General features: G+C 72.7%; 15 protein-coding genes and 2 tRNA genes. 12 read left to right on the top strand and 5 right to left on the bottom strand.

Annotated elements, in window-relative coordinates:
• Positions 1-93: 93 nt before the first annotated feature.
• Together IE269_RS20575 and IE269_RS20580 are read left to right on the top strand one after the other, a co-directional pair.
• Positions 94-1,167, top strand: a complete 1,074-nt coding sequence (locus IE269_RS20575; RefSeq protein WP_189824505.1) for an adenylate/guanylate cyclase domain-containing protein — start codon at positions 94-96, stop codon at positions 1,165-1,167.
• A gap of 81 nt (positions 1,168-1,248) precedes the next feature.
• On the top strand, positions 1,249-3,168 hold the full coding sequence (locus IE269_RS20580; protein ID WP_189824506.1) for an AMP-dependent synthetase/ligase: 1,920 nt from the start codon (positions 1,249-1,251) through the stop codon (positions 3,166-3,168).
• Between the two features lie 45 nt (positions 3,169-3,213).
• Here the strand turns inward: IE269_RS20580 and IE269_RS20585 are convergent, their stop codons facing one another.
• Together IE269_RS20585 and IE269_RS20590 are read right to left on the bottom strand one after the other, a co-directional pair.
• Positions 3,214-4,047, bottom strand: coding sequence for an ABC transporter permease (locus IE269_RS20585; protein ID WP_189824507.1), 834 nt, complete (start codon positions 4,045-4,047; stop codon positions 3,214-3,216).
• Positions 4,044-4,958 carry an ABC transporter ATP-binding protein gene (locus IE269_RS20590; RefSeq protein ID WP_189824508.1) on the bottom strand — a complete coding sequence of 305 codons (915 nt, stop codon included), beginning with the start codon at positions 4,956-4,958 and terminating at the stop codon, positions 4,044-4,046. Before IE269_RS20590 ends, IE269_RS20585 begins: the two co-directional genes overlap by 4 nt.
• 933 nt (positions 4,959-5,891) lie before the next feature.
• On the opposite strand from IE269_RS20590, the gene IE269_RS20595 reads away from it, so the two are divergent.
• From IE269_RS20595 to IE269_RS20610, 4 genes are all read left to right on the top strand, one after another.
• Positions 5,892-7,049 carry a sensor histidine kinase gene (locus IE269_RS20595; RefSeq protein ID WP_229897984.1) on the top strand — a complete coding sequence of 386 codons (1,158 nt, stop codon included), beginning with the start codon at positions 5,892-5,894 and terminating at the stop codon, positions 7,047-7,049.
• Entirely contained in the window at positions 7,046-7,708 is a 663-nt protein-coding gene (locus IE269_RS20600; protein ID WP_189824510.1) for a response regulator transcription factor, read from the top strand. Before IE269_RS20595 ends, IE269_RS20600 begins: the two co-directional genes overlap by 4 nt.
• 85 nt (positions 7,709-7,793) lie before the next feature.
• The gene (locus IE269_RS20605) at positions 7,794-8,486 is read left to right on the top strand and encodes an ATP-dependent endonuclease (protein WP_229897982.1); all 693 of its coding nucleotides are present in this window, start codon (positions 7,794-7,796) and stop codon (positions 8,484-8,486) included.
• Positions 8,487-8,785: 299 nt separating this feature from the next.
• Positions 8,786-10,864 (top strand): glycoside hydrolase family 3 N-terminal domain-containing protein, encoded by a 2,079-nt coding sequence (locus IE269_RS20610; RefSeq protein ID WP_229898032.1) that lies wholly within the window; start codon positions 8,786-8,788, stop codon positions 10,862-10,864.
• 38 nt (positions 10,865-10,902) lie between these two features.
• On the opposite strand, the gene IE269_RS20615 is transcribed toward IE269_RS20610, so the two are convergent.
• Both IE269_RS20615 and ligD read right to left on the bottom strand, forming a co-directional pair.
• Positions 10,903-12,000 carry a DUF3533 domain-containing protein gene (locus IE269_RS20615; protein ID WP_189824512.1) on the bottom strand — a complete coding sequence of 366 codons (1,098 nt, stop codon included), beginning with the start codon at positions 11,998-12,000 and terminating at the stop codon, positions 10,903-10,905.
• Positions 11,997-13,034 (bottom strand): non-homologous end-joining DNA ligase, encoded by a 1,038-nt coding sequence (ligD, locus tag IE269_RS20620; RefSeq protein WP_189824513.1) that lies wholly within the window; start codon positions 13,032-13,034, stop codon positions 11,997-11,999. The genes IE269_RS20615 and ligD overlap by 4 nt, the downstream gene beginning before the upstream one ends.
• 132 nt (positions 13,035-13,166) lie before the next feature.
• Here ligD and IE269_RS20625 point away from each other — a divergent pair, with 132 nt between their 5' ends.
• Positions 13,167-14,246: an ATP-dependent DNA ligase gene (locus tag IE269_RS20625; RefSeq protein WP_189824712.1), complete on the top strand. Its 1,080-nt coding sequence runs from the start codon at positions 13,167-13,169 to the stop codon at positions 14,244-14,246.
• On the opposite strand, the gene IE269_RS20630 is transcribed toward IE269_RS20625, so the two are convergent.
• A complete protein-coding gene (locus tag IE269_RS20630) occupies positions 14,243-15,649 on the bottom strand; it encodes an FAD-dependent oxidoreductase (RefSeq protein WP_189824514.1) in 1,407 nt (468 codons plus the stop codon). The two genes, IE269_RS20625 and IE269_RS20630, sit on opposite strands and share 4 nt — an antisense overlap.
• Before the next feature lie 490 nt (positions 15,650-16,139).
• Here IE269_RS20630 and IE269_RS20635 point away from each other — a divergent pair, with 490 nt between their 5' ends.
• The 5 genes from IE269_RS20635 (at position 16,140) to IE269_RS20655 (ending at position 19,885) form a co-directional block, all read left to right on the top strand.
• Positions 16,140-16,397: a WhiB family transcriptional regulator gene (locus IE269_RS20635; protein ID WP_189824515.1), complete on the top strand. Its 258-nt coding sequence runs from the start codon at positions 16,140-16,142 to the stop codon at positions 16,395-16,397.
• 96 nt (positions 16,398-16,493) lie between these two features.
• Positions 16,494-18,131 carry a GMC family oxidoreductase gene (locus IE269_RS20640; RefSeq protein WP_189824516.1) on the top strand — a complete coding sequence of 546 codons (1,638 nt, stop codon included), beginning with the start codon at positions 16,494-16,496 and terminating at the stop codon, positions 18,129-18,131.
• A gap of 15 nt (positions 18,132-18,146) precedes the next feature.
• Positions 18,147-18,222 (top strand) — tRNA-Gly (locus IE269_RS20645).
• 9 nt (positions 18,223-18,231) lie between these two features.
• Positions 18,232-18,303 (top strand) — tRNA-Glu (locus IE269_RS20650).
• A gap of 115 nt (positions 18,304-18,418) precedes the next feature.
• Positions 18,419-19,885, top strand: a complete 1,467-nt coding sequence (locus tag IE269_RS20655; RefSeq protein ID WP_229897980.1) for an SDR family NAD(P)-dependent oxidoreductase — start codon at positions 18,419-18,421, stop codon at positions 19,883-19,885.
• Positions 19,886-19,909: the final 24 nt, after the last annotated feature.

The raw sequence follows: 19,909 nt of genomic DNA on the forward strand, positions 1-19,909 counted from the left end.
GGCTCGGGGGAAGGGGAGGGCGGCCCCGCCGCAGGGGGCTCGGGAAACGGATGTGCTGGTCCTGGGGGCCGGTTCAGGGACAGCATGGGCCGCATGACCGACGCACCCTCAGTCCCGGACGCACCCTCCGCCCCGGACGCCCCCTCAGCCCCGGACGCACCTTCAGCCCCGCACACCTCCTCCGCCCCGGAAGCCCCCTCCCCCGCCGCCGCCCTCGAAGCCTTCCTTCTCGGAGGCGCGCGGCGCTACACCCGCGCCGAGGTCGCCGGCCTCGCCGAGGTGCCGCCCGAGCAGGTGCACCGGCTCTGGCGGGCGCTCGGCTTCGCCGCCGCCGGGGACGACGAGGTGGTGTTCACGGACGCCGACGTGGCCGCCGCCCGCACCGCCTACGCCCTCCTGGAGTCCGGGCTCATCGACCCCTCGCTGGACGCCGCCGTCACCCGCGCCCTGGGGCACCACCTCTCCCGCCTCGCCGAGTGGCAGATCGAGATGGTCCGGGACTGGCTCGCCGGGACCGGCGCCACGGAGGGGTCCGGCGACGTGGTCGGGCTCGCCGAGGTCCTGCTGCCCGCGCTCGAACACCTCCAGGGGTACGTCTGGCGCCGCCACCTCACCGCCCACGCCGGACGCGTGCTCTCGCTCGACGGCATGGCGGGCCGCGAGACCCGGCACACCGCCGTCGGGTTCGTCGACATGGTCGGCTACACCCGGCTCACCCGCCGCCTCGGCGAGCACGCGCTCGTCCACGTGCTGGAGACCTTCGAGTCGGTGACCGCCGACGCCGTCACCGAGCACGGCGGCCGGGTCGTCAAGACCATCGGCGACGAGGTCCTCTTCACCGTCGACTGTCCGGCCGCCGCCGCCGAGATCGCCCTCGTGCTGCTGGAGCGCGCGGAGGCCGACCCCGACATGCCCGAGCTGCGCACCGGACTCGCGCACGGCCAAGTGCTCGGCAGGCTCGGCGACGTGTACGGCGAGGTCGTCAACGTCGCCGCCCGCCTGACCGCCGTGGCCCGACCCGGCACCATCGTCGTCGACCAGCAGCTCGCCGAGGGGCTGCGTGACCAACCCGCTTACCACGTAAGGGCGTTGCGTCCCGTCTCTGTACGGGGTTACAGCAAGCTGCGTGCCTACGCGCTCCGGCGGGGCCGCCCCCGCGAGACGTGACAAGAGTCGTCCCAGGGGCAGTCAAGTCCACCTACCTGACGGTAAGTTGACCGGCAAGTCAGCTGTTCCCAAGGAGCCGCAGTGGGCGTACTCAAGGACCTCAAGAAGGCACGACAGCGCGACGACCTGGCACATCGGGTCACCGTGGAACTGACTCGCGAGGACGGCGCGGTGCGCGAGGCGCGCACCGGAATCCTCGCCCCGCCGGTCGCCGCCGGCAGCACCGCCGACATCCCGTACACCAATGCGACGGAGGCCCCGGACGCGGTCGTGCTGCGCCGCAAGGACCCCCGTACCGGCCGCTGGCAGCCGGTCACGGCCCGTACCTTCGCCGCCGAAGTCACCTCCACCGCAAAGGGGTTGATCGCCGCCGGGCTGGAACCCGGCGGCCGGGTCGCCGTGATGAGCCGCACCCGGTATGAGTGGGCCGTCCTCGACTTCGCGATCTGGGCGGCGGGCGGCCAGACCGTACCCGTCTACGCCACCTCCTCCGCCGCACAGGTGGAGTGGATCCTCCGCGACTCCGCCGCCCGCCTCGTCGTCACCGAGTCCCGCGAGAACGCGGACGTCGTCGCCGAGGCCGCAGCCGAGCTGGCGAAACCGCCCCGCACCTGGACCCTCGACGACGGCGCGATGAACCAACTCGCCACCGAAGGAGGGGAGGTGGAGGAGCAGGAGGTCGCCAAGCGGCGCGCCGCCCTGACCCCCGACACCATCGCCACCCTCTGCTACACCTCCGGCACCACCGGCCGCCCCAAGGGCTGCGTCCTCACCCACGCCAACCTCCTCGCCGAGGCGGGCAACACGGTCGGACTGCTGCACCCCGTCTTCGAGGCCGTCACCGGACAGGCCGCCTCCACCCTCCTCTTCCTCCCGCTCGCCCACATCCTGGGGCGCGCCATCCAGATCGCCTGCCTCCAGGCCCGTATCGAGATCGGCCACTGCCCCAGCATCAAGCCGGACGAACTCCGCCCGGAACTGCAGGAGTTCAGGCCGACCTTCCTCGTCGGCGTGCCGTACCTCTTCGAGAAGATCCACGACACCGGGCGGGCCACCGCCGAGAAGATCGGACGCGGCGCGTCCTTCGAGCGGGCCGACCGGATCGGCGTGCGCTTCGGCGAGGCGTACCTCGCGAAGTACCTCGGCGGCGGAAAGGGGCCGGGCCTTGGCCTGTACGCGGGGTGGGCGCTGTACGACCTGCTGGTCTTTAGGCGCATCCGCAAGGAGCTGGGCGGTCGGCTGCACTACGCCATCAGCGGCGGTTCCCCGCTGGACCGCCGGCTCAACCTGTTCTTCTACGCCGCCGGGATCGTCGTGTACGAGGGCTACGGCCTCACCGAGACGACGGCCGCCGCCACCATCGTGCCGCCCCTCGCGCCCCGCCCCGGCACCGTCGGCCAGCCCGTGCCCGGCACCGCGATACGTATCGCCGACGACGGAGAAGTGCTGGTCAAGGGCGGGATCGTGTTCGGCTCGTACTGGAACAACCCGGCCGCGAGCGGCGAGGTGCTGCGCGACGGCTGGTTCGCGACGGGCGATCTCGGCAGCCTCGACGACGACGGCTACCTCACCATCACCGGCCGCAAGAAGGACATCCTCGTCACCTCCGGCGGCAAGAATGTCTCCCCGAGCATCCTGGAGGACCGGCTGCGCAGCCGCCCGCCGGTCGGCCAGTGCCTCGTCGTCGGCGACAACCGCGCGTACATCGCCGCCCTGGTCACCCTGGAGCCGGACGCCGTCCAGCACTGGCTGGCCGTACGCAAACGACCGCGCGACACCCCGCTCTCCGCCCTCCTGGACGACCCGGAGCTGCGCGCCGACGTCCAGAAGGCCGTCGACTACGCCAACGAGGCGGTGTCCCGCGCCGAGTCGATCCGACGATTCCGGCTGGTGGAAGGGGAGTTCACCGAGGAGAACGGGATGCTGACCCCGTCCCTCAAGGTCAAGCGGAGGGCCGTCGAGACGGCGTACGAGAGCGAGATCGAGGAGCTGTACCGGTGAGTTTGTGCCAGCTCTGCCCGTGCGGTCAAAGGAGTTGACGGTACGTCACAGATCCCTGCGGCGTACGAGGGCGAGCGCCGCGGCCGTGGCGAGCAGCGGCCACACCGCCAGCACCACCCACGAATGTGTGGGGGAGGGGGTGTAGGGAGGCGGCACGTGGAGCGGGGCGACGGTGGCCAGGTTCTGCCAGGCGTTCAGCGGCAGGGCGAACTTGACCGCCGCCGTCCACGCCTCCTCCTGCCCGACGAACGACGGCAGCAGCACCAGCACCAGGGCGGTCACCGCCACCGTGGCGGCACCGTGCCGCAGAAGCACGCCGAAGCCGAGCCCGACGAGCGCGCTCATCGGCGCCAGCGCCGCCGACGCGGCCAGCGACGGGAGCACGTCCGGGTCGCCGAAGGACAGGCTCACGCCCCGCCCCGACAGGATCGCCTGCGTCACCGTGAACGAGACCGCCACCACCGCCACTCCGAACACGGCCGTCACACCCGTCACGACGAGCACCTTGGCGGACAGCAGGGAGCGGCGGGCGGGGACGGCGGCCATCGTCGTACGGATCAGGCCGCTCGCGTACTCGTTGACCACGGACAGGGCCCCCAGCGTGCCGACGATCAGCATCAGGACCATGGCGGAGGCGACCGGGAAGGCGTCGCGCAGGGCCCAGGTGGGGACGAAGTTCTCCCGGACGCCTTCGGAGTACTGCGGGAAGTTGCGGTAGTCGGCGAGCGCGCCGTTGACGCCGATGCCGACGACGATCAGGGCGGTGAGGGGGAAAGCCCAGCGGGTCGGGCGCAGGGACCACAGCTTGAGCCACTCGGAGGCGAGCAGGTCCCGGAAGCGGGGGCGGGGCACGGTGGCGGCGGGGAGGGCGATGGTCATCGGACGTCTCCGGCGGTGGTGTACTCGACGCTGTCGGCGGTCAGTTCCATGAAGGCTTCCTCCAACGAGGAGGAGCGCGGGATGAGTTCGTGCAGCACGGCGCGCGTGTGGGAGGCCAGCTCGCCGATCCGGGTGGCGGGAAGACCGGTCACCGTCAGCAGCCCGTCGGTGCCCGCCTCCACGGAGGCGCCGGCGGCGAGCAGGGCGGGGGCGAGTGCGTCGGCGTCGGGGGTACGGACCGCGACGCGCCTTCGCGTGCCGCGCGCGGCGAACGCGGTGAGGCTCTCGGCGGCGATCAGCTCACCCCGACCGATTACCACGAGCTGCTCGGCGGTGCTCTCCATCTCCGACATCAGGTGGCTCGACACGAACACCGTCCGCCCCTCGGCGGCCAGCCGGCGCAGCAGCGTACGCAGCCACAACACCCCTTCCGGATCAAGGCCGTTGACGGGCTCGTCGAAGACCAGGACCGGCGGGTCCCCGAGCAGTGCGGCCGCGATGCCGAGCCGCTGCTTCATCCCCAGCGAGAACCCGCCGATGCGCCGGGTCGCGGCCTGCGCGAGCCCCACCTCCTCCAGGACCTCGCCCACCCGGCGGCGCGGAATGGTGTTGCTGCGGGCCAGCACCGACAGATGGGCGCGCGCCGTGTACCCGTGATGCACGTCGCGGGCATCGAGCAGCGCCCCCACGTCCCGCAGCCCGCGCGGCAGTGCCCCGAAGGGACGGCCGCCGACGAGCGCGGTGCCGGAGGTCGGCCGGTTCAGCCCGAGGATCATGCGCAACGTGGTGGACTTCCCCGCCCCGTTGGGGCCGAGGAACCCGGTGACGTGGCCGGGGCGCACGGTGAAGGACAGACCGCGTACGGCGGTGGTCCTCCCGTACCGCTTGGTGAGTTCGTTCGCTTCGATCATGCGGACCAGGCTGCGGTGCGGGACCACGAACGGGCATCGGACCGTCGGCCATGTTCCGCAGCCGGGGGCAGCCCGTGGGCGTACGCCTCGGGGCCAATGACCGGGCGGGGCACCGCCCGTACGATCGTCCACATGTACGAGGAAGTGGTGCCGGGTGCGGAGACGGACCTCCTTCGGCGGGGGTATCGGGGCTGGTGGGGGAGGGTGCGGGGGCGTGGACCGGGCGGTGGGCGGATGGGGCGCCGGGCCGGAGGGGCGGATGGCCCGGGCTCGGACGGTTCCGGCCCGGGTGGTTCGGGCGTCTCGGGCCTGGCCCCGGTCCTGGCCCCGGCCCCGGTCCCGGTCCCGGGCGACACGGGCAGTTCCGGTGGCTCGGGCCCGGACTCCGCTGCGGGTGGCTTGGCCGCCGGGGCTGGCCGGAGGGCCGAGGGCGAGGCCGTCTCCGGGGCCGGGCCCGCTCCGCGTGCCGGAGGCACGTTGCGGGACGGATCCGGTGCCGGGGCGGGGGTCGCCGTCGGGGCGGGCACGGGCCCCGGCAACTCCGGTGCGCCTGCGTCCTCTGTGGCGGCTGAGGCCAGCACGGCACGTGCTGGTGAGGATGTTGCCGGTGCAGAAGGCGCCCGTACGTTCCGAGGCCCTATGTTCCGAGGTCGTGCGGCCCGTGCCGGTGCAGGCGTTGCTGGTGCGGTACGAGCCCGTAGGGTCCGTGGCCGTGCGGTCGGCGCCCGTACGGATGTTGCCGGTGCGGTACACGCCGGTACGTTCCGTACCCGTGCGGCCCGCGCCCGCAGAGGCGTTGTCGGTGGTGCCCGCACCCCTGCGGGCACCACTCCGTCGCCCCGCTCCCCTGCGGGCCCCACCCCGTCGGGCCGCGCCCGCCGTCTCCTCGCCTGGGCCGGAGCGCTCGGCTACCCCGTGGTTCTCTACTTCGCCGTGCACGAGAGTCGCGCGTACACGACCGCCCTCCAGGTGCTCCTGCCGATCCTGATCGGCGTGCTGCCGCTCGGGCTGCTGCGGTACAGGCCGTTGCCCGCGCTGGTGTCCGTGGTCGTCGGCACGTTCGCCGGCGGGACCACCGTTCCGCACCGATGGGTGGAGTTCCCGAGGGGGTATCCGATCGCCCCCGTGCAGGTGGGGGCGGAGTGGGCCGGGTACTCGCTCGTCGCGTCCGGCGCGTTCGCCGTGGCGATCGTCGCGGCCACGCGCGGGCTGCGCTGGTCCGTCGGGGCGGCCGCCGCCGTGTTCGCGGCGCTGGCCGCAGCGGCTCCGTACTTCACCTCCGGGAACAACGTCTACGTCTCCACGCTGGTCTTCTTTCTCCTCGTCCTGATCGTCGCCTGGGGCGCCGGGCACTCGGCCCGCGAGCGTCGACAGCACGCCGCAGCCCTCAGCGCACAGGCCGCCGCGCAGGCCGTCACCGCCGAACGCCTGCGCATCGCAAGGGAGTTGCACGACATGGTGGCGCACAGCATCGGCATCATCGCCATCCAGGCGGGCGTCGGCAGCCGCGTCATCGACACCCAGCCGCACGAGGCCCGCAACGCCCTCAGCGCCATCGAGACCACCAGCCGCGACACCCTCTCCGGCCTGCGCCGCATGCTCGGCGCACTCCGCCGGGCCGAGCCGGGCGGGCCCGAGCTCGACCCCGCCCCCGGCCTCGCCGACCTCGACCGCCTGGTGGAGACCACCGCGGCAGCAGGGGTACGGGTGGACCTCCGCCGCACCGGGGAGCCCCGCCCGCTCCCGGCGGACCTGGACCTCTCCGCGTACCGGATCGTCCAGGAGGCGGTCACCAATGTCGTACGGCACGCGGGTGCCGGCGCGTGCCGGGTAACGGTCGATCAGCGGGCCGAGGAACTCCGTATCGAGGTCGTTGACGGCGGCAGCGGCGGCAGCCGCCCGCAGGGGATCGGCTACGGCCTGATCGGCATGCGCGAACGCACGGCCCTGCTGCACGGCGAGTTCACCGCCGGCCCGCGCGAGGACGGCGGCTTCCGGGTGGCGGCCCGGCTGCCGATACCGGGTGCGGCAGATCGGGGCGGTTCTCGCGGCGGGCAGACCGGCCGCGCGGGCGAAGGGGACGAGAGATGAGCGTGCGGGTACTGCTTGCCGACGACCAGCCCCTCGTACGGGCCGGACTGCGCGTCCTCATGGCCGACACGCCCGACCTCGTGGTCGTCGGCGAGGCCCCCGACGGGGAGCAGGCGGTCGCGCTCGTCGACGACCTCCGCCCGGACGTCGTCGTCATGGACATCCGCATGCCCGGCGTCGACGGCATCGAGGCCACCCACCGGATCACCGCCGCGCACCCCGCCGTACGTGTCCTGATGCTCACCACCTTCGACGACGACGCGTACGTCCACGGCTCGCTGCGCGCCGGGGCCAGCGGGTTCGTCGTCAAGGACATGGCGCTGGAGGAGATCCTCACCGCGATCCGCGTGGTCGCGGCGGGCGACGCCCTCATCGCGCCGAGCGTCACGCGCCGGCTGATCGCGGAGTTCGCGGCCCGCCCCGCCCCCGCGCAGGCCCCCGTCGCCCGTGAGGTGGCGGGCATCACCGGCCGCGAGCGGGAGGTGCTGCTGCTGGTCGGGCGCGGGCTGTCCAACAGCGAGATCGCCGCCGAACTCTTCATCAGCGTCGCCACCGTGAAGGCCCACGTCGCCCGCCTCTTCACCAAACTGGCCGCCCGTGACCGGATCCAGCTCGTGATCATCGCGTACGACACGGGGCTGGTCGGGCCGCAGACCTGAGGGCCGAGGGGCGAGGGCCGAGGGGCCAGGGAGCCGCAACCCCTCGCCCCCGTAATCCCTTTGACGTGCCTGCGACACTGAAGCGGTGGACGAGAACCAGCTGGACAGCAGGCCGCAGCCGCACGTCTCGGACCGGTTCCGGGCGGCCGCCGTCGCCTGGGCCGCCGGAGGTGCGGAAGCGGACGCGGCCGGGGAGACCGCGGCGGAACTCGCCCGTACGCACGGACCCCGGACCGTCGTCCTCGTGGAAGGCGTCAGCGACCGCGCCGCACTGGAGGCGCTCGCCGTGCGGCGGGGGCGCGACCTCGACGCCGAAGGGGTGTGCGTCCTGCCCATGGGCGGCGCCACCAGCATCGGCCGGTTCCTCGCACTGCTCGGCCCGCAGGGCCTCGGCCTGCGACTGAGCGGCCTGTGCGACGCCGCCGAGGCCGGCTACTTCCGGCGCGCCCTGGAGCGGGCCGGACTGGGCAGCCCGGCAACGTACGAAGAGCTGGAACGCCTCGGCTTCTACGTCTGCGACGCCGACCTGGAGGACGAGCTGATCCGCGCCATCGGATTCGGCGGGGTGGAGCAAGTCGCCTCCGAGCAGGGGGACTTGAGGTCCTTGCGTACGTTCCGCAACCAGCCCGCGCAGCGACCCCGCACCACCCGCCAGCAGCTCCGCAGGTTCATCGGCACCACCTCCGGGCGCAAGGAGAGCTACGCGCGGGCCATGGTCGACGCCCTCGACCTGGACCACGTGCCCCGCCCGCTGGGCGGCCTGCTCGCCCACGTCTGAGCGGCAGCCCCACCGGATGGGCCAAGCGGGCGGAACGTGATCACTTGTCGCTCACCGACCCCTCCCGTATCAGCCCCTGAAGTGATTACCTGGAGCCTGAGTGGCAAACAACGGGCTCGACACTTTCAAAAGGTGAACACATGGGTGACGGTGGCGTGGGACGGCGTACCTTCCTCGCGGCGATGACCGGCAGTGGCACCGCCGCCGGTGCGGTGGCGACGGACGCGGCGGCGGACGGGACGACGGGAACCGCAGCGGCGGGCGGGCGCGAGGAGGAGATCCGGGCCCTGGTCGGACGCATGACCGTCGCCGAGAAGCTCGGCCAGCTCCAGCAGCTCTCCTGGACCGGCGCCACCGGCCCCGGCGGCAGCCAGACCGCAGCCGCCGAACGAGCCGCCAAAAAGGGGGAGTTGGGATCCGTACTCAACATCCTCGGCGCCCGGCACAGCAACGCCCTCCAGCGCATCGCCGTCGAGGAGTCCCGCCTCGGCATCCCGCTGGTCTTCGGCCTCGACGTCATCCACGGCTTCTGGACCACCTTCCCGATCCCCCTCGCCCAGGCCGCCAGCTTCGACCCGGAGACCGCGCGCGTCGACGGCGAGGTCTCGGCGAAGGAGGCCCGCTCCCAGGGCATCCACTGGACGTTCTCCCCGATGATGGACGTCACCCACGAACCCCGCTGGGGCCGCATCGCCGAGAGCTGCGGCGAGGACCCGTACCTGACGGCGGCGTTCGCGGCCGCCAAGACGCGCGGCTACCAGGGCACCGACCTCAAGGCCAAGGACCGCGTCGCCGCCTGCGCCAAGCACTTCGTGGCGTACGGAGGGGCCGAGGGTGGCCGCGACTACAACACCGTGGACGTCTCCGAGTCCCGGCTGCGCAACCTCTACCTGCCGCCCTTCAAGGCCGCACTCGACGCGGGCTGCGCCACCGTCATGGCCTCGTTCAACACCCTCAGCGGCATCCCCGCGCACGCCAACTCCCACACCCTCACCGAAATCCTCAAGGAGGACTGGGAGTTCGACGGCGTCGTGGTCAGCGACTGGAACGGCGTGGGCGAACTGCTGCCGCACGGCTTCGCCGCCGACGGCGCCGACGCGGGCCGCATCGCGCTCCATGCGGGTGTCGACATGGAGATGGTCAGCACCCATCTCGCCGACCATGGGGAGGAGTTGCTCGCCGCGGGGCGCATCAAGGAGGAGCGCCTCGACGACGCCGTGGCACGCGTGCTGCGCCTGAAGTACGCGCTGGGGCTGTTTGAGAACCCGTACGTGGACGAGTCCGAGGCCGTCCCCGGGCCGACGCCCGAGGCGCGCCAGGCCGCCCGCGAGGTCGCCGCACGCTCGATGGTGCTGCTCAAGAACGAGGGCGGGGTGCTGCCCCTCGCGCCGGGGAAGGCGGTGGCGGTGGTCGGCCCGTACGCCGACTCCCGTGATCTGCACGGTACTTGGGCGGGACCCGGCGGGGAGAAGTTCCCGCCGGTGACGGTCCTGCACGGCATCCGGAACGTCGCCGGACGCGGGGCGAAGGTGACGTACGGAGTCGGCGCGACGAAGGCCGCCGACGTGGTCGTCGTCGTGGTCGGGGAGGGCGCGAAGCTGAGCGGCGAGGCGGCGTCCCGCAGCGACCTCGGGCTCCCCGGTGACCAGGAGGAGCTGATCGCGGCGGTCGCGGCCACCGGGATCCCCTTCGTCGTCGTCCTGCTCAACGGCCGTCCGCTGACGATCGGCAACTGGGTGGAGTCCGCGTCCGCGGTGCTGGAGGCGTGGCACCCGGGAATCGAGGGCGGCAACGCGATCGCCGACGTGCTGTACGGAAAGGTCAACCCGGGCGGCAAGCTGCCCGCGTCCTTCCCGCGCAATGTGGGGCAGATCCCCGTCCACTACAACCACGAGAACACCGGGCGGCCGTACGACCCGGAGAACCCCGGCAACACCTTCATCACCGGCTACCTGGACGTGGACCGCACCCCGCAGTACCCCTTCGGATACGGGCTGAGCTACACGACCTTCGAGCTCGGCGAACCGCGGGCGAGCGTGGAACGCATCGCGGTGGCCGAGCTGAAGCGGGGCGAGCGGATCGAGGTGGAGGTCTCCGTGCGGAACACGGGGGAGGTGGCGGGGGACGAGGTCGTGCAGCTGTACGTCCACGACCCGGTGGCGTCGCTGGTGCAGCCGGTGCGGCGGCTGCGGGGCTTCGAGCGGGTCACGCTGGGGGCGGGGGAGTCGACGGTCGTGCGCTTCTCGCTGGGGGCGGAGGACTTCGGCTTCTGGACCAATGCGGTGGACGGGCGCTTCGTGGTGGAACCGGGCCGCCTCGACTTCTTCGTGGGCACGAGCTCCCGGGCGACCGCCTCCTGCACGCTCCACCTGGAGTAGTCCTGGGGGCGCGCCCCTCGCGGGGCGCGCCTCAAGGCTCAGCCAGCGTGGGCCGCGGCCCGTTCCCGCCCGCCCGGATGCTTGTGCCGCCAGACCCAGAAGACCGTGCAGGAGAGGAGCGCCCAGGCGGCCAGCACGAGATAGGGCAGCACGTGCTGGTGGCCCTGGAAGTAGACCGCCGTGTGCTGCGCGTTCACCGAGGCCCCCGGCGGCAGCCAGCGCCCGATGTGCCCGAGTACGGACGGCAGCAGCGGCCACGACACCGCCCCGCCCGAGGACGGATTGCCCAGGAGGACCATCAGGCCCCACGTCGGCAGCATCGCCCACCGGCCCATCAGCGTGTTGAACATCGTGAAGACCATCCCCGACGTGAACATCGTCAGCGCCAGGATCAGCCAGGACTGGACGAAGGGCAGGTCCAGCGCCCCCAGCAGCCAGTCCACCACCGCCGCGATCACGAAGGCCCCGAGGAGGGAGTACGCGACGTGGAAGCCGATGCGTTCGGCGGGGTTCAACCCGCGTGCGTGGACGCTGAGTTGGATGGCTCCGACGAAGCCGATGATGACGGCGGCGAGGGAGATGTAGAAGAGGGCGAGACCCCGCGGGTCGCCCTGCTGCAAGGGCTTCACGTCCTTCACCTCGACGTCCACCCCGGCCGCCGTCCCGACCTTCGCCCCGGCCTCCCCGAGCAGCTGCGCCACCGAAGCGCCCGACGCACCCGACACGTCGAGTTCGACCTTGCGCCCGTCGGCCCGCAGCACCGCGAACTCGCGCTGCTCCTCCACCGCCTCCCGGGCCGCCGCGTCCGTCGCGTACGACGTCACCTTCAGCGAGCCGGGCAGCGCCTTGTCCAGGCCCGCCACGAACGCCTTCAGCTGCGGGGTCGCGGGATCGCCGACGACCGCCGCCGGAATGTGGTGGGGGGTCGGGTTGGCCATGGTGTACGTGTACGAGCCGGCGAAGAGGCCGGCGGCCGCGGCCAGGATGAACACCAGTACCGTCGCGGGCAGGAACGGGCTCTTCTTGAAGGCCTCCCACCGCTCCGCCCCCGTACGCACCCGTCCGTGCGCGCCGTGCCGCTCGTGCGTCGGCCCGGTGGCCCGTTCCTGTTCCGTCCCGGGTATCTCGCTGCTCATCCCTCTCCCTGTTCCTGCGTGTCGTGCTTGGCGCGGCTGGGTGCGACCCGTTTCGGTTCGCCCGGCATCTTCGGGTAGTCCGGCGGGTACGGCAGATCGCCGAGGCCCCGGTCCTGTTCATCGCGGTCCGCCAGCTCCAGGAGGGAGTCGAGGGCGAACGCGTGGTCGTCCAAGTCCGCGTGCACATCGCCCAGTTCGGCGAACCGGGCGGGCATCGTGGCCAGGTCGAAGTCCTCCGGTCGCACCTCGTCCAGCTCCGCCCAGCGCAACGGCGCGGACACCGGGGCGTGCGGCTTCGGGCGGATCGAGTAGGCGCAGGCCATGGTGCGGTCGCGGGCGGTCTGGTTGAAGTCGACGAAGATCCGCGTCCCGCGTTCTTCCTTCCACCAGGCCGTGGTCACCCGGTCCGGCATGCGCCGCTCCAGCTCGCGGCCCACCGCGATGGCGGCGCGCCGTACCTTCGTGAAGTCCCAGCGCGGCTCGATGGGCACGAACACGTGCAGGCCCCGCCCGCCCGACGTCTTCGGCCAGCCGCGCAGCCCGTGCTCGCCCAGCACCGCACGCAGCTCGTGCGCGGCCCGTACCGCGTCGGCGAAGTCGGTGCCCGGCTGCGGGTCCAGGTCGATGCGCAGCTCGTCGGGGTGGTCGACGTGCGTACGGCGCACCGGCCAGGGGTGGAAGGTCAGGGTGCCCAGATTCGCCGCCCACAGCACGGCGGCCGCCTCGGTCGGGCAGATCTCGTCGGCGGTGCGGCCGCTGGGGAAGGTGATGGTGGCGGTGGGCAGCCAGTCCGGCACGTTCTTGGGGGCGCGCTTCTGGTAGAAGGACTCGCCGTCGACGCCGTCCGGGAAGCGCTCCAGGGTGGTGGGGCGCTCGCGCAGCGCGCGCAGGATTCCCGGGGCGACGGCCAGGTAGTAGCGGGCCACGTCCGCCTTCGTGAACCCGCGCGCGGGGAAGTAGACCTTGTCGGGGCTGGACAGCCGCACGGTCCGCCCTCCCGCATCCAGCTCGATCGCTTCGCCCGCTTTGCCCATGTGCGCCACGGTAGGCCGAGCCTACATATGCCGCATATCGGAGTTTCGTGCAGGGTCGGGTGTATGGGTGCCAAAGCCACCAACGCCGCCAATGCCTCCGGTCCCGCTCGCGGGACGAACAAGGCGACCGGAATGAACCTGCCGGTCATGCCGCCGGTCAAGCCGATGCTGGCCAAGGCGGTCAAGAAGATCCCGCCCGGCATGCAGTACGAGGCCAAGTGGGACGGCTTCCGGGCGATCGTGCACCGCGACGGCGACGCGCTGGTCATCGGCAGTCGTACGGGCAAGCCCCTGACCCGCTATTTCCCGGAGCTGGTACCGGCCCTGCTGGCCAACCTTCCCGCGCGGTGCGTCGTGGACGGGGAGATCGTCATTGCCCAGGACGGGCGGCTCGACTTCGAGCGGCTCTCCGACCGCATCCACCCCGCCGACTCCCGCATCACCCTGCTGGCCGAAACCACCCCCGCGAGCTTCGTCGCCTTCGACCTGCTCGCCCTGGAGGACCTGGCGCTCTTCGACGTACCCCTGGAGCAGCGGCGCAAGGCACTGGCCGAGGTGCTGGAGGGGGCGGCGCCGCCGGTGCACCTGGCGCCCGCGACGACCGACATCGAGACCGCGCGGGTGTGGTTCGAGCGGTTCGAGGGGGCGGGGCTGGACGGCGTCATGGCGAAGCCGCTCACTCTGCCGTACCGGCCGGACGCACGGCTCATGTACAAGATCAAGCACGAGCGGACGGCTGACTGCGTGGTCGCGGGCTACCGGCTGCACAAGACCCCGGGCCTGGGCGTGGGCTCACTGCTGCTGGGGCTGTACGACGACGGGGGCGTGCTCCAGCACGTGGGAGCGGCGTCGGCGTTCACCGCGAAACGGCGGGCGGAACTGGTCGAGGAGCTGGAGCCGCTGCGCCTCGCACCGGGCGCGGCACACCCCTGGGCGGCCTGGGAGGACCAGTCCGCGCACGAGGCGAACCGGCTGCCGGGCAGCCAGAACCGGTGGAACGGGGGCAAGGACCAGTCCTGGGTCGCCCTCGACCCCTCCCGGGTCTGCGAAGTGGCGTACGACCACATGCAGGGGACCCGGTTCCGGCACACCGTGCAGTTCCGGCGGTGGCGGCCGGACCGGGAGGCGGCCGGCTGCACCTATGCCCAACTGGAGGAACCCCTGAGCTACGACCTCACCGAGGTCCTGGGATCGGCCCCCGCCGGGTCCTAGCGCCCCGCCCCGACCGCCTTCTCCCACTCCTCCCGGGTCGGGCCCTCGGGCCGCGCCTCCCAGGAGGGGTTCGCCGCCAGCCAGTCCGCCACGCGCCGCTTGACCTCCTCGTCCCCGTACGCCACGGCCGGAGGCACCTGCAAGTGGCGGACCCGCATCCTGGCCCGGCCCACCACCGGGTCGTCGGCGGCGCACGCCATCATGGCCGCCCGCTCGTGGGCGAGGCCGGTCGGCGGGCCCGGCATGCGGTCCGCGTAGCGGCGGCCGATGGCCTCGTCCGTCTGCACCTGTACGTCGAACCAGGGGCGGAGCGTCTCCAGCGCCCATGCGTGGTACGCGGAGGTGAACTCGGCACTCGCCGGGTCCAGGGAGGAGGTCCGGTCGGCGAGCCACCGGGCCGACCACAGGGCCAGGGAGATGCCCTGTGCCATGTGCGGGTTGGTGTGGACGAAGCTGTCGCCGACATTCAACAGCCCTGTGACGACCGGCCCTTGGCCGTCCAGCAGCGAGGTCCACCGGTTCTCCAGCCCGGCCAGCGGAAGGACCCCGCAGAGCGGCGAGGCGTCGAGCGCCAGCCACTTCGCCCCCGAGGCGAAGGTCCGGGCCGCCGCCTCGAAGACGTCCGGGTCCCGCAGCGCCGCCCGCGTCGGGTCGCCCGCGTGCAGGAACAACCCCAGCCCGAAGAGCCTGTTGTCCGCCGGGAACACCGCGCACCCTCCGAACGTGCCGCCCTCCACCACCGGAGGCCGGGCCGGCTCGCCCTCGCCGAGCCGGTACCAGCGGCAGTAGTAGACGATCCCGGTGGGATGCACCTCGACCACCGGAGGCCGCCCGCCCGCCTCCGCCAGCCAGCCGGCCATGCCGCCCCGGCGTCCCGCCGAGTCGACGACCACGTCCGCCGGATGGTCACCGGTGTCCGTGCGCACACCGGTGACCCGGGGAACACCGCTCCGGTCCGCGCCGCCGAAGACCAACCCCGTCACCGGCTCCCCGTACCGCAGTACCGCCCCCGGTTCCGCGCGCAGCGCGTCGTACAGGACGGTCTCCAGCAGGATGCGCCGAGGCTGGAGCATCACCAGCTCCCCGTCCCCCGGGGCGGCCTCCACCCCCTCCCCGTACACACTCAACTCCCTGTACTCGGGCGCACCCCGACGCAACAACTCCTCGTACACATCGGGGAGTTCCGTCATCAGCACCGACCGGGCCGCGCCCAGCAGGTTGTGCGGCTGCACCGCCTGCGGGACGGTCCTGGAGCGCGGCCAGTCGAAGAAGTCGGCGTCGAGATCGCCGCTGGGGGCACGCGAGTCCTTTTCGAAGAGCGAGACGGCATGGCCCCGACGGGCCAGCAACAGCCCTGTCGCCAGCCCGGCAATGCCGCCGCCGATCACTGCGAAGTCGGTCATGGGGTGTGCTCCTCGCGGCAGTTGGCCTCGGACGTCCCTTCCCTCCCCAGGACACCACCCCTCCGAACCCGTCTCACGGTGCGAGATCCACCACCCCCCACGCACCGCCGCGCCCGGCCTGCGCGTACAGGGCGTGCCACCAGTACCGGCCACTCCCCCGTGTGGTCGTCGCGGGTCGATTCCAGGACGTAGAGGTACTGCTCGCGCTCGAAGCGGAAGTGGTACGGGGCCGTGGGCGGCCCGTGCATGTCGGGGCGCGGGCGGGCGTGCCAGTCGACGAGGGTTCGGGCGCTCAGCGTGTGGACGTCGAATGCCGGAGCGTGGGCGCGGACACGCGCGCGCCTGCGATGCCTACGCGGCATCGGTCTTTCGGGTTACGGTCATGGCGGCATCCCCCACGACACGCGGCGCCCGGCGCCATGGGGGCCGTGCGCGAGACGTTGATCAGGCGTTGATCGAACGTTGATCGGAAACGGGCAGCGTGTGCGCCATGCCGATCAACACCATCCTCCCCGCCGCCGACGCGCTCTCCTGGCAGGAGAGCGCCCTGTGCGCCCAGACCGGACCCGAGTTCTTCTTCCCCGAGCCCGGCAGCTCCACCCGCGAGGCCAAGCAGCTCTGCGCCGCCTGCGACATGCGCGCCGCCTGCCTGGACTACGCCCTCACCCACGACGAGCGCTTCGGCGTCTGGGGCGGCCTCTCCGAGAAGGAGCGGTACTCGCTGCGCCGCACCCGCGAAACCCGCTAGTACCCACTGGTAACACGGCGCGCGGGCGGTCATGCTGGGGCACCGGCAGTCCATGGCACTGCCGCGAGTCCGCAACCGCCGTACCAGGGAGCCGCGTTGAGCCGCCGCAAGCCATCCACCGCGCAGGGGTCGGGCACCACGCACACCTACGACTACCTCGTCGTCGGCGCCGGATCGGCGGGCTGCGTGCTCGCCGCCCGGCTCTCCGAGGACCCCGCCGTGCGCGTCGCGCTCATCGAGTCCGGCGGCCCGGACCGCCGCAGCAAGCCGGAGATCCGGATACCGGCCGCGTTCCCCAAGCTGTTCAAGACCCCGTACGACTGGGACTTCCACACCGTCAAGCAAGAGGCCCTGAACGGGCGGGAGCTGTACTGGCCGCGCGGGCACATGCTCGGCGGCAGCTCGTCGATGAACGCCATGATGTGGGTACGCGGCCACCGCGACGACTACGACGTCTGGGGCGAGGCGGCCGGCCACGAGTGGGGGTACGACGACTTCGTACGGTACTTCCGGCGCGCCGAGCGGTGGACCGGACCCACTCCCGCGCACACCGTGTACGGCACCGAGGGCCCCCTCTTCGTCTCGCCGCCCCGCGGCCCCAGCCCGCTGACCGCCGCCTTCCTCGACGCCTGCCGCGAGGAAGGACTCCGCGAACTGCCCGAACTCAACGTCCCCGACCACAGCGGCTTCGCCGTCACCCCGCTCAACCAGCGGCACGGCAGCCGCTGGAGCGCCGCCGACGGATATCTGCGGCCCGCCCGCCGCCGCCCCAACCTCGACGTCTTCACCGGAACCCGGGTGCGGCGGCTGCGCTTCGCCCCCGGCACGGACCGGGTCGTCGGCGTCGAGGCCGACGGGGTGCCGGGGCTGCTTACCGCCCGCCGCGAGGTCGTCCTCAGCGCGGGCGCGATCGGCTCCCCGTACCTTCTCATGCACTCCGGCATCGGCGACCCCGACGAACTGCGCGCCCACGGCATCGAACCCCGCGTCGCCTCGCCCGAGGTGGGCCGCCACCTCCAGGACCACCTCTCCACCGCCGTCACGCTGCGCTGCCCCGACCCGATCACCCTCACCGGCGCAGACACGCCCGCCAACCTGGCCCGTTACCTCCTCGCCGGGCGCGGGCCGCTCACCTCCAACGTCGCCGAGGCCGTCGCCTTCGTGCGCAGCGGGCCGGAACTCGACGCCCCCGACCTGGAGTTGATCTTCGCCCCGGTGCCGTTCGTCGGGCACGGGCTCACCGCGCCCACCGAGCACGGGCTGACCATCGGCGTCGTCCTCCTCCAGCCCGCCAGCGCCGGCCGCCTCACCCTCTCCGGCCCCGACCCGGACGCCCCGCCGCGCATCGAACCCGGCTACCTCACCGACCCCGACGGCTTTGACCTGCGCCGGATCGTCGCCGGAGTGCGGCGCGCGGAATCCCTCTTCGCGGGGCGCGCCCTGGCCCCTTACACCAGCGGGCCGTTGGGCCTCTACCCCGGAGTCGTCGACGACAGCGAGCTGGCTGCCGCCCTGCGCGGCTCCCTGGAGACCCTCTACCACCCCACCGGCACCTGCCGCATGGGCCGCGACGCGCGCTCGGTCACCGACCCGAGGCTGCGGGTCAGGGGAGTGGAGGGGCTGCGGGTCGTCGACGCGTCCGTGATGCCGCAGATCACCCGCGGACACACGCACGCCCCCACGGTCGCCATAGCGGAGAAGGCCGCCGAACTGCTGCGCGAGGACGCCCGCTAGGATCGCTCCCGGTCCCCCGGAAACGTAGCGCAGAGGCAGGCGCACTCATCTGCCAGGTGAGAGACGCCGGTTCGAATCCGGCCGTCCGGGAAGACCCGGCGGTCCCGTAGCGCAGAGGCAGGCGCGCTCGGCCCTCGGCCGAGACACGCCGGTTCGAATCCGGCCGGGACCGCCGCCCCACGCGACCGTGCGGCTCGCGGGGTAACTCGGATGACTCGTGCACGTCGTCCGGGCACCATGCGGGGAGAAAGCACGCACGGGGGAGCGGGACAGGTACGGGGGTAGGCATGCACATGCACGGTGACGAGCCGACGGAGCCGTCCGAGGGGGCATTGGTGTCGTCCGAGGGGGCGCTGGCGCTGTCCGAGGGGGCGTTGGTGCCGCCCGAGGGGGCAGTGGCGCTGTCCGAAGGGGCGCTCGTGCTGTCCGACGCCGAGATCGCCGCCTTCGACCGGACGATCGCCCGGCTGCGGGCCCTTCCCGTCGACCACCCCGTCCGGCTGCGCACCGAGCGCGTCGCCGGGACGTTCGTACGTGAGGGGCGGCACCGCCGGCGCAAGGCGCGCAAGGAGCTGGCCCGGCAGGCCGACGCGGCCGTGATCGCGCAGGCCGTGACCGGCGCCACCGACCGCCGCGAGGACGCGCCGCTGGCCCTGCCCGAGAAGGCCTCGCCGGGCGACTTCGTGCGGCCGCGACGCTGCTACGTCTGCAAGCAGTCCTACCGGCAGGTCGACGCTTTCTACCACGCGCTCTGCCCGGACTGCGCCGCCGACAACGCCACCCGCCGATCCCTGTCCACCGACCTCTCCGGGCGCCGCGTCCTGCTCACCGGCGGACGGGTCAAGATCGGCTTTCAGCTCGCCCTGATGATGCTCCGCGACGGGGCCGAACTGATCGTCACCTCCCGTTTCCCGTACGACACTTGGTGCCGGTTCCGGGCTGTGGAGGGGAGTGGCGAGTGGCTCGACCGGCTCACCGTCGCCGCCGTCGACCTGCGTGACCCGCGCCAAGTCCTGGGACTGTGCGAGCAGTTGAAGGAGCGGGGCGAGCCGCTGGACATCCTCGTCAACAACGCCGCCCAGACCGTCCGCCGCCCGCCCTCCTCGTACGCCCCGCTCGTCGAGGGCGAACGCGGCACACTGCCCGCCGGGCAGACCCTGCACGCCCCCGGCTTCGCCCCGATGGCGGCCGAACTCTCCCCCGCACGGGGCGCGTTGGCCCTCGTACTGCCGACGGAGCCGGACGAGGCCGGGCTGCTGCCCGACCCGGCGCCCGCGAACTCCTGGTCCGCCCGGCTCGGCGGCCTGGACCCCGCCGAACTCCTGGAGACCCAGCTCGTCAACGCCCTCGCGCCCGCCCTGCTCTGCGACCGGCTGCTGCCGCTCCTGCTGGCGTCGCCGCAGCCGCGCCGGTACGTCGTCAACGTGACTGCCGTGGAAGGGCGGTTCGCCGTACGCAAGAAGACCGGCGGCCACCCGCACACCAACATGGCCAAGGCCGCCCTCAACATGCTCACCCGCACCAGCGCGGAGGAACTGGCCGCGCAGGGCGTGCACATGTGCAGCGTCGACACGGGGTGGATCACCGACGAGAACCCGGCACCGGTCAAGGCGCGCAGCGCGGCCCGGGGCTTCCGCACCCCGCTGGACATCGTCGACGGGGCGGCCCGTGTGTACGACCCGATCGTGCGCGGCGAGGCGGGGGAGCCGGTGTCGGGGGTCTTCCTCAAGGACTACATGGTGGCGGACTGGTGAGCCGGCAAGCCAACGGGTAACCCC

Source organism: Streptomyces spiroverticillatus (genome assembly GCA_014650415.1).
GTDB classification, from domain to species: domain Bacteria; phylum Actinomycetota; class Actinomycetes; order Streptomycetales; family Streptomycetaceae; genus Streptomyces; species Streptomyces spiroverticillatus.

Excerpts from the sequence above, each read along its gene's own strand:
- IE269_RS20575 (WP_189824505.1), top strand. The coding sequence starts at position 94 with ATGACCGACGCACCCTCAGTCCCGGACGCACCCTCCGCCCCGGACGCC.
- IE269_RS20585 (WP_189824507.1), bottom strand. The coding sequence starts at position 4,047 with ATGACCATCGCCCTCCCCGCCGCCACCGTGCCCCGCCCCCGCTTCCGG.
- IE269_RS20590 (WP_189824508.1), bottom strand. The coding sequence starts at position 4,958 with ATGATCGAAGCGAACGAACTCACCAAGCGGTACGGGAGGACCACCGCC.
- IE269_RS20600 (WP_189824510.1), top strand. The coding sequence starts at position 7,046 with ATGAGCGTGCGGGTACTGCTTGCCGACGACCAGCCCCTCGTACGGGCC.
- IE269_RS20610 (WP_229898032.1), top strand. The coding sequence starts at position 8,786 with ATGACCGTCGCCGAGAAGCTCGGCCAGCTCCAGCAGCTCTCCTGGACC.
- IE269_RS20615 (WP_189824512.1), bottom strand. The coding sequence starts at position 12,000 with ATGAGCAGCGAGATACCCGGGACGGAACAGGAACGGGCCACCGGGCCG.
- ligD (WP_189824513.1), bottom strand. The coding sequence starts at position 13,034 with ATGGGCAAAGCGGGCGAAGCGATCGAGCTGGATGCGGGAGGGCGGACC.
- IE269_RS20625 (WP_189824712.1), top strand. The coding sequence starts at position 13,167 with ATGAACCTGCCGGTCATGCCGCCGGTCAAGCCGATGCTGGCCAAGGCG.
- IE269_RS20630 (WP_189824514.1), bottom strand. The coding sequence starts at position 15,649 with ATGACCGACTTCGCAGTGATCGGCGGCGGCATTGCCGGGCTGGCGACA.
- IE269_RS20635 (WP_189824515.1), top strand. The coding sequence starts at position 16,140 with ATGCCGATCAACACCATCCTCCCCGCCGCCGACGCGCTCTCCTGGCAG.
- IE269_RS20655 (WP_229897980.1), top strand. The coding sequence starts at position 18,419 with ATGCACATGCACGGTGACGAGCCGACGGAGCCGTCCGAGGGGGCATTG.